At 57.2% G+C, this 11855-nt stretch carries 17 protein-coding genes; 5 read left to right on the forward strand and 12 right to left on the reverse strand.

What is annotated here, in order from left to right:
• Window positions 1-57 precede the first annotated feature (57 nt).
• On the forward strand, window positions 58-954 hold the full coding sequence (locus LMH93_RS28215) for a recombination-associated protein RdgC (RefSeq protein ID WP_023383776.1): 897 nt from the start codon (window positions 58-60) through the stop codon (window positions 952-954).
• Window positions 955-1034: 80 nt separating this feature from the next.
• Entirely contained in the window at window positions 1035-1415 is a 381-nt protein-coding gene (locus tag LMH93_RS28220; protein WP_023383775.1) for a hypothetical protein, read from the forward strand.
• A 41-nt stretch (window positions 1416-1456) separates the two neighbouring features.
• On the opposite strand, the gene LMH93_RS28225 is transcribed toward LMH93_RS28220, so the two are convergent.
• The 5 genes from LMH93_RS28225 to LMH93_RS28245 are packed head-to-tail and all read right to left on the reverse strand — an operon-like array spanning window position 1457 to window position 5140.
• Window positions 1457-1852: a hypothetical protein gene (locus LMH93_RS28225; RefSeq protein WP_023383774.1), complete on the reverse strand. Its 396-nt coding sequence runs from the start codon at window positions 1850-1852 to the stop codon at window positions 1457-1459.
• 42 nt (window positions 1853-1894) lie between these two features.
• Window positions 1895-2626 (reverse strand): type-F conjugative transfer system pilin assembly protein TrbC, encoded by a 732-nt coding sequence (gene trbC / locus LMH93_RS28230; RefSeq protein WP_224459419.1) that lies wholly within the window; start codon window positions 2624-2626, stop codon window positions 1895-1897.
• The gene (locus tag LMH93_RS28235) at window positions 2574-3611 is read right to left on the reverse strand and encodes a TraU family protein (RefSeq protein ID WP_023383772.1); all 1038 of its coding nucleotides are present in this window, start codon (window positions 3609-3611) and stop codon (window positions 2574-2576) included. Before LMH93_RS28235 ends, trbC begins: the two co-directional genes overlap by 53 nt.
• The gene (gene traW, locus LMH93_RS28240; protein WP_023383771.1) at window positions 3608-4306 is read right to left on the reverse strand and encodes a type-F conjugative transfer system protein TraW; all 699 of its coding nucleotides are present in this window, start codon (window positions 4304-4306) and stop codon (window positions 3608-3610) included. Before traW ends, LMH93_RS28235 begins: the two co-directional genes overlap by 4 nt.
• A gap of 36 nt (window positions 4307-4342) precedes the next feature.
• A complete protein-coding gene (locus LMH93_RS28245; RefSeq protein ID WP_023383770.1) occupies window positions 4343-5140 on the reverse strand; it encodes a DsbC family protein in 798 nt (265 codons plus the stop codon).
• A 110-nt stretch (window positions 5141-5250) separates the two neighbouring features.
• Between LMH93_RS28245 and LMH93_RS28250 the strand changes: the two genes are divergently transcribed.
• On the forward strand, window positions 5251-5979 hold the full coding sequence (locus tag LMH93_RS28250) for a hypothetical protein (protein WP_041925798.1): 729 nt from the start codon (window positions 5251-5253) through the stop codon (window positions 5977-5979).
• A 79-nt stretch (window positions 5980-6058) separates the two neighbouring features.
• Here LMH93_RS28250 and LMH93_RS28255 read toward each other — a convergent pair whose 3' ends face one another.
• The 4 genes from LMH93_RS28255 to LMH93_RS28270 all read right to left on the reverse strand — a co-directional run bounded on the left by LMH93_RS28255 (window position 6059) and on the right by LMH93_RS28270 (window position 7244).
• Window positions 6059-6322, reverse strand: a complete 264-nt coding sequence (locus LMH93_RS28255; protein WP_023383768.1) for a hypothetical protein — start codon at window positions 6320-6322, stop codon at window positions 6059-6061.
• A gap of 34 nt (window positions 6323-6356) precedes the next feature.
• Entirely contained in the window at window positions 6357-6581 is a 225-nt protein-coding gene (locus tag LMH93_RS28260) for a hypothetical protein (protein ID WP_023383767.1), read from the reverse strand.
• A 139-nt stretch (window positions 6582-6720) separates the two neighbouring features.
• A complete protein-coding gene (locus LMH93_RS28265; protein WP_023383766.1) occupies window positions 6721-6969 on the reverse strand; it encodes a hypothetical protein in 249 nt (82 codons plus the stop codon).
• Between the two features lie 11 nt (window positions 6970-6980).
• Window positions 6981-7244 (reverse strand): hypothetical protein, encoded by a 264-nt coding sequence (locus LMH93_RS28270; protein WP_054893917.1) that lies wholly within the window; start codon window positions 7242-7244, stop codon window positions 6981-6983.
• 203 nt (window positions 7245-7447) lie between these two features.
• Here LMH93_RS28270 and LMH93_RS28275 point away from each other — a divergent pair, with 203 nt between their 5' ends.
• A complete protein-coding gene (locus LMH93_RS28275; protein ID WP_023383764.1) occupies window positions 7448-8146 on the forward strand; it encodes a hypothetical protein in 699 nt (232 codons plus the stop codon).
• A 38-nt stretch (window positions 8147-8184) separates the two neighbouring features.
• Here LMH93_RS28275 and LMH93_RS28280 read toward each other — a convergent pair whose 3' ends face one another.
• Window positions 8185-8646, reverse strand: coding sequence for a hypothetical protein (locus LMH93_RS28280; protein WP_023383763.1), 462 nt, complete (start codon window positions 8644-8646; stop codon window positions 8185-8187).
• A gap of 19 nt (window positions 8647-8665) precedes the next feature.
• Window positions 8666-9529, reverse strand: a complete 864-nt coding sequence (locus LMH93_RS28285; protein WP_023383762.1) for a hypothetical protein — start codon at window positions 9527-9529, stop codon at window positions 8666-8668.
• A 538-nt stretch (window positions 9530-10067) separates the two neighbouring features.
• Between LMH93_RS28285 and LMH93_RS28290 the strand changes: the two genes are divergently transcribed.
• Entirely contained in the window at window positions 10068-10559 is a 492-nt protein-coding gene (locus tag LMH93_RS28290) for a hypothetical protein (protein WP_175442733.1), read from the forward strand.
• Window positions 10560-10608: 49 nt separating this feature from the next.
• Here LMH93_RS28290 and LMH93_RS28295 read toward each other — a convergent pair whose 3' ends face one another.
• On the reverse strand, window positions 10609-11667 hold the full coding sequence (locus tag LMH93_RS28295) for a tyrosine-type recombinase/integrase (protein ID WP_023383760.1): 1059 nt from the start codon (window positions 11665-11667) through the stop codon (window positions 10609-10611).
• Between the last annotated feature and the right edge of the window lie 188 nt (window positions 11668-11855).

Genomic DNA, 11855 nt, shown 5'->3' on the forward strand with positions numbered 1-11855 from the left:
TTCTTTTTCGTGCGCCAAATTGTGCTGGCGGTAAGCCGGCCAGGAGTGAGTTGCATCATGTTTTCGAACCTTCACCTCTACCGGATTACTGAGCCCTGGAGCTTGTCTACGGCCGAGCTTGCGAAACGTCTGGAAAAAAGGGCATTCACTCCCTGTACGGGTAGCGTCATCAAAACCCAGGGTTGGGTGGAGCCCCGGGTTGGCGGTGGCCTCGTGTTCGAGGTGCAGAAGCAGATCCTGCTAAATCTGTGCTTTGAAGAAAAGAAGGTACCCGAGCCTGTATTGCAGCGACACGTGGCGAAGAAGGCGGCCAAGATGCTCTCCGAGAAGGGCTACAAGCCGAGCCGGGACCAGCTCAAGGCGATGAAGGAAGAGGCGTTTATCGAGCTCTTGCCCAGGGCATTCGAGTCACAGAGCACTGAGAAGGTGTGGATCGATACTTCGGCGGGCCTGATCGGCATCGACTGTGGCTCACCGGCGAAAGCCGATGATGTCGTCACTCAAATACATGACGCCATCGATATCCCTGCATCACTGATTCGAACCTCGATGGACCCCTCCTCTGCGATGGCCACCTGGTTGATGAACAACGAATCCCCCGACGAATTCACGGTCGACCGTGAGGTCAACCTGCAGGGGCTGGACCTTGAAAAATCTAAGGTGGGCTACGCCTCGATCAGCCTGGAGCGCGAGGAGATCCGACAGCACCTCCTCGAAGGTCGGCGCCCCGTACGGTTGGCCATGACGTTCAATGAAGAGGTGTCCTTCGTGCTGACTGACAAGTCGACACTCAAGCGCATTGTTTTCCTCGAAAACGTGAACAAAGAGATTCCCGATGAGGAGGAAGAGGAGGCTGCATTCGGCGCGATGTTTCTGACTTACGCCGGCGTGCTGGCAAAGCTCGTACCCGCTCTCATGGAAGCGCTCGGCGGTGAGGAGGCCGCACAGGGATAATCCGATTTGTAGTCGCGTGATGTGCATTACCGGGTACTAGGCAAACGCAAGGCTTAGCCACTCAACCCGGGAGAATGACCATGAAACTGACTATCGACACCGATGTTTGCAAACGTAAGGCTCAAGCTCTGTCGCTTGAACTCGTACTGTTCATCACCGCGTGCTGCATGCGCTTGAAACTGCTCTGCGAAATTGCTGTGATGCTGGCAAAGGCCGGTTATTACAGGATGTTCTTCTCGCAGATCTACACCGCCAGCAACATCGATGTTGACGGTTTTCGTAACGTGTATGAGCTCGAAGGGTATCCAAGTGTTACGCCTGGCTTTGTGCGCTTGCAGTATCGCCAGACAGTAAACGGTCACGAGAAGGCCCGCTCCAGCATGCTGGTTACTGTGCAGGAATGGAATGCAGTGGCCCGTCGTGTGGCATTCGGTTCTGGGCGCTTGGCTCAAGCTGATTAACGTTTTACAGCACCCGGCCTCTCCTGAGGCCGGGTTTTTTATTACTCGCCGTACAGCGCGGCCCATGCCTCTTGGACTGCTTCGTCCGAGGCGTCGCTGAGCTCATCCAGGCTGACGTCCGCATACCCACTAGCATGCAACAGGGCGTCGGCATCTGATGGTGCAAGCCCTCGGCAGATTTTGTGAATTTCTTGGCAGCGGCCATAGTTCCATGCCTCATAAACCTGCGCGTTCCAGGTGATGCCCTTTTCGACGTGTGCGACCAGGTCGCGAGTCATGACATAGGCGCCTAGGTAGAAGATGCAGGAATTCAAAGCGCATGCTGATAGTTCGCCTGGGCTTTCTCCACGACGCTTCGCAATCTCCAAATCAGCCCAGGAGCTCAGGTTCAGTTGGAAGCCAGGCTCCCAAGCAATGGTGGTCAGTTCAGTTTGCATAGTTTCACCAGAAGCCCGGCGCGATGCCGGGCTCGATCGTGATCAGTGGACGGTGCCAGGGGCTTGTTGTTTGTAGATCTTCTGCAACCTGGCCTCGGCAAGCTTTGCGATCTCAGGCTGCGCACGGAGGCGGATGGTATCCAGGGCCAACATTGCGCTGATGTCGCCGGTGATCGACGTGAAGGTGGCATCTGGTGAGCAGCCATCGTCCAGAACGGACTCTGCTTCTGCAGACGCCACGACGAACGTTGGTACCGATTCCACTTTGAAGGCCTTGAACAGATTGGGATTGATCTCCCACGGCACACCGGCCTTGTTCACCTCCAGCGCAGCCTGTTTGGTCTGCATCTGGGAGCCATTCTTGAACCCTCTCACGACCATGACAGCACCGGTTTCGCGAGCTTGTTGCGCCAGCCGCTCAAGCCTGTCTTTGGGCATCGAGAACGACACGAAGATGATGAAGTCGTTCGCGCCGTGGCCACCCTTTGCACCTTGTTTTGCGGCGTTGAATCGCGCAATGACGTCGTCAAGCGACTCGGTCTTGGTGGGCGCTGGGGCGTCGATGACCGGTACCGTGGCCTTGAACGTGCCCGGCTTCACCGGATCAATCTTCCCGTTCAGAGCGGCACTTCGAGATGCCGCCTGCTCCTGCATGATCTTCTGGATAGCTTCGTTGGAAGGCATTTCCAGCTGCTGGGACACGGCAGGCACGGCGAAGAAACTAGTTGCTAAGAGTAGCGCCGCCGCAGCAGTCGCGTTTACGGAAAATGCCATAGCCAAAGTCCTTGTATCCTGGGAGAGGGAACTCAGTGTTCGATTCGGTCAGAATTGTCGACCGCCCGATTGGAGAGCAGCACTTGCCTGCGATTTTTGCGGTCTCAGGCTTGGGGTAGAGGCGAGTCAGCTTGTACTGCCGCTTGTCCATGATGATCTGCGGGTAGTAGCCGCACATTGCGTCACCTCCCATTGCCGCCCACTGGGTACCCGCGGCATGGAGTTTCGCGAGGATTCGCGTGGTTTGCAGCCGGGCGGTTTGCTCCATGCTCAGGTGCGCCTCGTTCCGACCGGTCAGCGGGTACATGTGACCGTAGGAGCCGGCGGCCCAGAAGATCGTGGACAGTGGGAAGCCTGTAGCAGCGGCAACGGCATCGGCGGACATGGCCCCGATCGCCAGCATGCTCCCGAAGGGGAACGCGTAGGGGGTCAGGATGCCGGCGAGTTCGTCATCGTTGTGGGTTGGGTCCGCGAAAGACATCCAGGGCACGTCGATACCGCGGTTGTCCATGCACGTGTCGTCCAGGATGGCGCCCATCACATACATGGCCGGGTTGATATAGAAGTTGACCTGCATGAACGAGTCGCGGGTGCTGCCGATGCCGCTGCTCTGATCGTCAGAGATGTAGCCGAATGCATCTGCGTTGACGCCTACGTTGACTTTCACCCCACCGAGCAAGGGGAAGCATCCAGGCACCGTGGTAACGTCGGTCATCATGTCGAACTCCCAGAACGAGGTGGGAATGCCGACCTTGGGCGGGTTATCGCACGTGCAGAATGCGCTTTTGTTCCCGCTGTCGAAGTCTTCCTGGCCATCGGAAATGAGCTCCGTTGAACCGAAAAGCTTGATCGGGAACATGCAGGACCAGCAGACGTCCGAAATCAGGTTCGGGAATTTACCGGTGCACACGCCTTCATCGGCAGAGCTGACCGTACTGAGCAGGGCCGTTGCCACAAAGCCCAGGGCCATAAGCAGTTTCTTCATAGCTTCAACTCCTCGATCTGGAGTTCCCTGCCCTTTTGGGTCAGGACCGCGGGAACGCGCTCGATCCCGAACTTCTTCGTGAGGATGCCCATCTGGTCGAAGTAGACCGGGCGACCCCACTCCCGGTTGAGCTTCAGGAACGAACCCGCGACCAATATCACTTTGTCCCGGGGATGCTCATCGGTGCGCTTCTTGGCGTACTGCAGCTGCTTCGGGTCGCGAGCGTCGATGAAGATGATCGCTTTGCTGAGGGTGATGTGGTCCAGCGGGTTGATGCGAGTGCCCGCCGGCACCAGGATGTTACCCAGATGATCTTTGACGGTCTCAGGGTACGTGTAGGTCGGGTCGTACATCCTGATCTGCGGCTCAACGACGGGCCCAATGCCGGGTACCGGCTTGGGGTTTTCTGCTCCGGCCAACTGCTTGTCGCGGTAGTCGTTCCAGAACTTGTCGAGTTCGCCTTTCTTGTCCATCGCTTTCAACCGACCTTGGATCATGTCGATTGCATCCTGCTCCTGGATCTCCCAGGTGTTTCCGTACTTGCCGAGCTCTTCGGCATGAACAGTGGATGACGCGAGGTAGAGGGCGGTAAGGAAAGCGGATGCGCATAAGCGGCGTAGCTTCATCACAACTCCAATGAGAATGCCCAGCCCGGGGCTCATGACGATCAGGTGATCAGAAACCAACGTGGCCATCGAGATGGCCACGTGGAGAAGACTGTTGGCGGGAGATCAGGAACCGCCGTTGAGCCAGGCGTCGAGCCGCTCGGCCGATACCAGCCCCGGCATCTTCCGACCGTCTTCGCTCACCATGGCGGGAGTACCCTGGAAGCCAATGCTTTCGGCCAGCGCGATGTTGCGCTCGATTGGGTTATCGCATTTCTTCGCCGGCGGCTGGGTGCCTTGCGCCAAGGATTCCCATGCAGCAGCACGGCCAGCCTCAGGCAGACACCAGACCGATTCAGATTTGGCGCGAGCCTGCGGGTGCAGCGACTCCAGCGGATACATGAAGGTGTAAATGGTGACATTGTCCAACTTGCTGAGGACCTCCGTTTCCAGCTTCTTGCAGTACGGGCAGTCAGGATCAGAGAACAGATAGAGCTTGCGGGAGCCGTTGCCCTTTACGCGAGTGAACGCGTCTGCCAGCGGAAACTTCGAAACGTCGATTTTCTCAGCTGCAGCTCGCTTGGGTGCCGTCAGGTCCTTGCGAGTCTGCATGTCGTAAACGCTGCCGAACAACAGGTAGCGACCTGAGGCATCGGTGTAGGCAATGTTCTTGCCCATGGTAATTTCGTAGAGGCCATCGATCGGCGCCCGCTCTACGTTGGTGAAGTTGGTGGAGGGGTATTTGCCCTTGAGCGTGTTGAGCACGGTCATGATCTCGATGTCAGCAGCTGGCGCCGCTGCCGCAGCTGCTGGAGCGGTGGCTGCGGCAGGGGCCTGAGCAACCTCGGGTGCAGGCGACTCGGCCTGGGCGAATGCAGCCAGCGAGCAACTGGCGAGAGCGATAGCGACAACGAGCTTTTTCATCGGTTACCTCAGATTTATAAATGGTGCCGGTAGAATTATGTGTACGTGTGACCATATACTAGCAATACCGACAACTCGTGACTATACGCAGCGAGTATTAAAAGAGAGTTATGGATACCGCAAAGCCGCCATCTCACCCGTTGCAGCAACTGCACCACGCCTATCAGGCAATCAATGAGCGCTTCTTTTCCGGGTCATTACCTGGCTGTGAAATCAGATTCTCGACACGCCAAGGGTCTGAAGGCCATTACCGGCCTGGCGCTCTTCCGAGCGGGGAGCTCTGCCCGGCCTTGGACCAAATCGCCGTTGGGGCGCACCTTTCGAGCAGCAAGATGATCGAATCGCTGGCGCATCAAGCCTGTCATCAGTACCGGCAGCACTCCGGACAGCCCCCGCGGCGGGCCTACCACGACCAGGTCTGGGCCGATAAAATGGTCGAGATCGGTCTGCAGCCGTCCAGTACCGGCCTGCCTGGTGGCCAAGTGATCGGGCAGAAGGTGTCGCACTACCTTCTCGAAGGCGGGGGCCTGAGCCTCCTCATCCGCGAGCTTCACGATCAGGGGCTGAACATCAATCTGGCGGGTGCGGCCGGGCCTGCTGGTGCTGGCCGCCGAAGCGCGCAAAAAAAAGTCTGGGCCAGAACGAAATACACATGTGCTGGCTGCAACAAATCTGTGCTCGGCGGCGACCAGTTCAACCTGGTGTGCGGTGATTGCCAGCTGCCGCTAACGCCTGAGGTATCTACTGCGGGAGCGATCGAGCGCGAAGGCGCCGAGATGCTGGCGGAGGAAGGGGCACTTCATACGGCGCCCAGCTCCTGGGAACAGTCGGTGGCATAAGAAAACCCCCGAACCAATAGATTCGAGGGCGGGTGAAGCAGTTATGCAGAGTTGGAGAACTCGCAAGAGTCCAGCCGACTCACGTCCGGCGTGGATCCTCAATTACGTTGGTTTCTGGAACCGGAATCCCGTAGTGGTCCGCATCGTGGTACACGGCAGAGTTCGGATTGAGGAAAGACAGGTCGTCAACGACCCAGCGTCCTCCGTTGGTTCCGCCGGCGAGGTAGCAGCAGCGGGTACCGGCAGGGACTTCTACTTTGTAAAAACTGCGGGCGACTTTAAATTCGACTTCGGCAGCATTGATGGTCTTGCCCATTTTCGCGATAGGGGTGCGGGTGTTCATGTGTTTCTCCTGAAAGGCGTTTTTTGCTGGCAAATCAAAAAGTGAACAGGTCACCCGCGGATCCATGGCCGTTGTTGAACTTCGTCTCGCGAGGTACCTCGAACCAACTGAATCCGTCCCAGACCTCCAGCTTTTCGCCTGACACACGTGCTTTGAAGTAGCGACATCCCAGCTTCGGGTGGTAGGCGTAGATGCCCGCCCCTTTCAACAGGTGATCATCGATTTTCTTCTTCGCTTGAACTGCGGTGAGAGTGGCCATTGCCTGCTCCTTTCATGTGAGGTGTGCCAGGGCACTTGTCTTGCCGTAAGGCGTTGAACTTGCCTCGGGAGATGAGTCTCAGCTCTCTATAAACCCACATGAAAAAACCCGGCGCATGGCCGGGTTGGATGGAGCGTTTCTAAGCTTGTAGCTGGTAGCTACCAGTTACCTTGGTGCCACGCATGGCGCTGTAGTAATTGACGCGATCGATAAAGGGGATGGCCTTCAACGCGGTTGAACTGAAGCCATGGGTTGAACGTATGGTCTCAATGGTGTCACCAGTTGAGAGCTCCCAGAGGAAGATAGTCCCCCCATTGGCATGTACCGCTGCTTTCCGCGTGATCTGCGCGCCCTTCATAAGCCGCGAGGCTTCAATGATCGGATGCATACCGCCACCCTTCACTTAGCTTTTGCGTTGGCGACGAACGATTCGAGCTCCTTGAGGGTCGACCCGAAATTTACTTTCTCGCACAGCACTTCGATCTCTTGGGTCGACAGGGGCGTGAGCTGACCGGAATTGCTTGCGATATCAAGCAGGCCCGGAGCAGCTGACGCCCCACTTCGGAGGATCTCCTGGTAGTGGCGAAGTGCGGCGAGGATCGTACCTTGCTCACGGTCAGCGACCAGAACTGCAGTTTGATTTGCTTGGATTTGCTTGGACATACTGATCTCCTGGAAAAGCAGGTCTATGCGGGTGACCTGGTCTCCGGAGATGGTGTGCATCGAGCTATAAAGCTGCCCCGGTTTGAGACGGTGGTTGTGATTCAGTGGTGTATACGCGTTCGGCCAGGCCGGCGATCGCCCGGCAAGGCAAAGCTCGGCGGCGGTGCTTAAGTTAAGGAAGTGCCCAAATTTTCAGCAGCATCATGGCCCAGGAAAAGCTGATCACCCGAATAACCGAGATCGCTGAGTCGCTCAACGAGCGCCAGCGTGCCTACCTCGTGGTGGCGTATGACGAAGATCAGCGGGCCGAGCAGGCGAATTCTGGGCCAGGCTCTGCGCCAGCGAGCCAATGGCGGTGGCTGGAATATGGTCCTGACGGTCGGGTCCGAAGAATGACGTACGATGGCCCGTTACGGTACGCGCTCGCGGAGATGAAACTGGTCGGTCATGGCGCCGGCTCAACGTGGCATTCCCTGGAAAGCCGCGGCTTGCTGAACACGGATCACCGGCTGATCGGTTTGGGCGATCTCATGTCTCTTTATGTCAGGCTTACAACTGATGGCAGGAGGGTCGCCAGAGTGCTGAAAGGCTTGCCTATGCAAAAACCAAAAATTGACCCTGCCAGCAAGCCGATGTCGCTCACTGCCCTGCGCATTCTTTACCAGGGGCAACAGCAGCCAAACGAATTCTTGGACCCATTTGAGCCATGGATCGGGCGAAGTTATTACCCTCCTCTCCTGGTCGTGCTTGGCATTGCCCGAGGACTAGCAAACAGGGGGCTTCTGGTGGCCGATAAGCGAAAACTGAGCTTTAAAATTTCCGCTGCGGGCCAGGCCGTCGACATCGAGGGAGCCGAGAATTGGCAGCCGTTCCTTAGGCCGGCCTATGGTGAACCTGATTAGAACGACAAGTGCCTTGAGCTAAGAGCGCTCATAGCCTGCTATTCCTGGCTGCGATCATTGGCCACTGGCTTGACTGGCTTGCTGATGAACTTGTGGGCTGCGCAATCTGGGACTTTCGGTGTGATAGCGGAGAGAGCAGTCATTTCCTGCTCTATCCAACTGAACACCGCAGGAAGATCGAGGCCGCCCCGCTCACGTGTCGCATGGTGAAAAGTGGCGTACGCTTCATGGTCGATTGGCTCATAGTCGGTTAGCCGGTTATCAAGAGCCTCGGCCCACGACTTAGAAAATGGGGCTCGAAAGTAAACCAGCAGGGCAACCACAAGGCTGGTGCCTACTACCAAAAGTGGGTCCTGTTTCATGATGACTCCGACAATGATGGCAGTGGAAATAGAGGCGAGAAGGCTTGCCATCATGGACGGTGGAAGGGTCCCGTTCTGCATGTCCAGCGCACACCTCCTTATGTCCATTAGCTTTTTCTTTCGGGTTTCAAAGTTCATGCTTTCTCTCATCAGTCATTCAGTTTGCTGCTGGGGCTATCAGCTGTAATTTCGCCGCCTCGGCTTCGTACTCGGCAAGCGCTTTGGCGTACATATCAGGGTGCTGCTTGTCGAAGCCGGGCATGTGTTCAGTTTCCACCCACTGACCGCGGATTTGGCTTTTAGCGAGCCAGGGTCTCTTGCTGCCGGCCGGCTGGGTCCATGCGGTGACGCCTATTCCGAACGATGCGATTTGCTTGGCCGTGATGAATCCCTGCTTACGCATCAGGACCACCACTTTCAGTGCCGATTCTTTCCATGGCGTGAGTCGAACCGGGGCTGGAACTCCAGCCGGCAAGGAGGTTACGATGGCCGGTACACGGCAGCGCACTGAGGGCCACCAATCGAACATACGTTCATCAGAGCCTGCGCTGCCCTCTGCATAAAAGAGCCGATGATCAAGTCCGAACGTGTGCACGTAGCCTTGTGCTGTCCATGACTCATATGGGCAGAGTACTTTGACTCCAAGCCGACGGAGCATCTTGGCAATGCCAGCACTGGCATCGGTGATTTTGCTGACGATGACCAGGCGGTGATCTGGGCCCGGACTTTCCCAAAAGTCGTCGCCTTGATTGGGAAGGATCTGTTCAGCGACCTTGGCATTCAGCGAGAGCTTTGCCTGGACACCGATCTGGCGGCCGTCGTCGTTGACCACCAGCACATCGAACCCTGCAGCCTCTGGATAACACGTCCATCCTTTGATCTGGTTGAACTCTTTGATGAATACTTCGCAGAGCGTCGACTCTTTGCTGATGGTTGGAGGCTTGGCTCGGCTTATAGGCTGCATGATGAGCTCGGTGTGTTCCCGGCGTTGCTGCTGGTCGTGTGAGAGTATGGTGGCCATCGTTGTCCCTATTGGGTTGAGGCGGAAGTCGCGCTCGCGCGGTCATAACTCGTACCTATACGCCACATGATTCTGAATGCATGCATTCAGTTTGTCCATTCCGATACTGTGAGTATCTCGCGGGTCGAGTGGAGGGTAGTTAGGCACTCCCTCTGGCCTCGATACCCAACGGAAACGGCGTATTTACGGGCTTTCTGGCGCTCTGACCGCTCGTTCGCATATTTTTATAGTTCCATGTTGCATTGCCAGCGAAACCAGTGTTTAATAGGCCCCATGTAGGCGAACAAGCCTCAACCGACCCAATCTCCTGAAAGGCTGGGAAAATCAACCGAAAGGTTGAACTTGCGACCACAAGGCCCGCTACTTCGTAGTGGGCCTTGTGGTTTCTGGCGTTCGTGAATCAGGCGCGTCTCACCCGCTGGGCCTGGGCCTAGATGCTATAACACGAACACATACACCGACTGTATCTAAATGCTATCCTGCTCAGGTTGGCCATGCGGCCGACCAATAATCCCCACTAGGAGCACAGGATATGAGCATGAGCGAGAAGCAAGTCACGGTGGAGGTCAACGGTGTAGGGGTGGGTTCTCTCTCGATGGAGAAGTACCAGGAGATGCGAAGCCGCGTGCGGCGAGATCCTCGGACGTACGTCAAAGCCCTGATCGTTGTGATGGGCGCCTTGACTCGAACCCTGCGCGGAGCCCTTGCAGCCTTGCCAACGGCCGTTTTCGCTTTAGTGCTGCTTGCGACATTGTTGGAGCCCGAAGCAGTCACCAGAGCACTTTTTGCGTTGCAGTCTGCTAGTCCTGCTGAGATCACTGCGGGGTTGACCAAAATCATTGAGGTGGCGCGATACCTGCTAGTTCCTATGATTGGCCTCTTCACATTGTTCTCGGCCTTCCGTGAAGTGCGGGACGCCTACTATGAGGATGTTTGCCGCGAAGTCCGCATCGCTCTGAATGCCTCTGCCGTTGGCCACGTGCACATCAGCGTGTGCGACGTGGAGGCCGAGGCTCCTCAGTCCGCGTAAGCGTCTGCTGCCCTTTGGGCGGAGGTGGTCACGCCTCTGCCTAGCCCACTTACTCCCCTTGTTCTGTGCCTTTGATGGTCTGCCGCCACAGCTTCCAGGACTCATAAAGCCTCTCGGCCGACACGGGCTGTGCAAAGCCCATCCACTCCGCCACCAGGGCCGGCGTTTCCCCTCTTTCGAACAGCTCAGCCGCAAACGTATTACGCAGGGTCTGCGGGCTAGCTCGATGCTCAGGATCGCGAATGGCCTTCACCCCAGACTCGACGATCACGGCCTCGGTGATCCGGTTCACCGTCGACGGGTTGATCGAGGTGATTTTGCGACCGTTCTTGATCACCGGCGTGATGTCGCTGGGGAATACCAGGTCGCCCTCGGTACCGGCCTGCTGGCGGATGTGCAACCAGGTGGCCAGCGCCCGGGCGGCGTAGTCAAACGGCTTGGTCCGGTGCTCGAACTTCGAATCCGCATAGGAAAGGGTGATCCATGGGGCGGCTTGCGGGGTGATGCAATTAACAGTCAGGCCGACGATGTCCTGCACCTTGAGCCCGGCCCCCACGCACAGACCCACCATCGCCCGATCCCGCGCCTCGCGCCACCGCCCCCGCTCGTTCTGTGCCGTCAGCGGCGCCACCAGGTGATTGGCCAGCAGCTCGGCTTCCTGGGGCCGCAGAAAGCTGGTAGGCAGGTTGCCGTCGACATCCTTCCATTTGACCCCTTCAGCCCTCAACGCCTGCGCCGCCGGGTTGAGGAAACCTGGCTCTTCCTTTTCCTTGAACAGGTCGGCCAACACTCGTTGTATTAGCTTGCGGTACCGGTCGCGCTGCGGCCTATTGTTAACTCGCTTTTCGTTCTTCTCGATCTCAGGGGTTAGGCTATCAAGGAAGTCTGAAATATCGCTTGCATCCACTTCGTCTAATTTAATGCTCTTTTGCTCAATCCAGTCGACAAACCGGCCCCACTGCGAGCGATAGACCTCCGCGGACGATATTCGAATGCGGGCTGAGGTTCCTCTGCCCGCTTGCTGGCTGATCCAGTGGTCGAATGTCTCCTTAGGCCGTTCATTCCAAGAAGGACTGTCAGGTTTGAAGAGGTCTTCAGTAGCGCTCATGGGCGACTCCGGAGGTACAGGATGGACGGGAGCTAGGTCGGCCTGCTCTGACTGTTAATTGCATGTCGGTGAAGTGTAGTGGAGAACATTTGTACTCGCCTGGTTTTTTCACTGACAGAATGGGGGCGTGCCTGGCGCCGGCTTTGAGGGCCGAGAGGGACCGGCGGCTTCAAGAGCACAGAACAAGG

The sequence above is a fragment of the Pseudomonas sp. CIP-10 genome (genome assembly GCF_020911845.1).
GTDB classification, from domain to species: Bacteria; Pseudomonadota; Gammaproteobacteria; order Pseudomonadales; family Pseudomonadaceae; genus Aquipseudomonas; species Aquipseudomonas alloputida.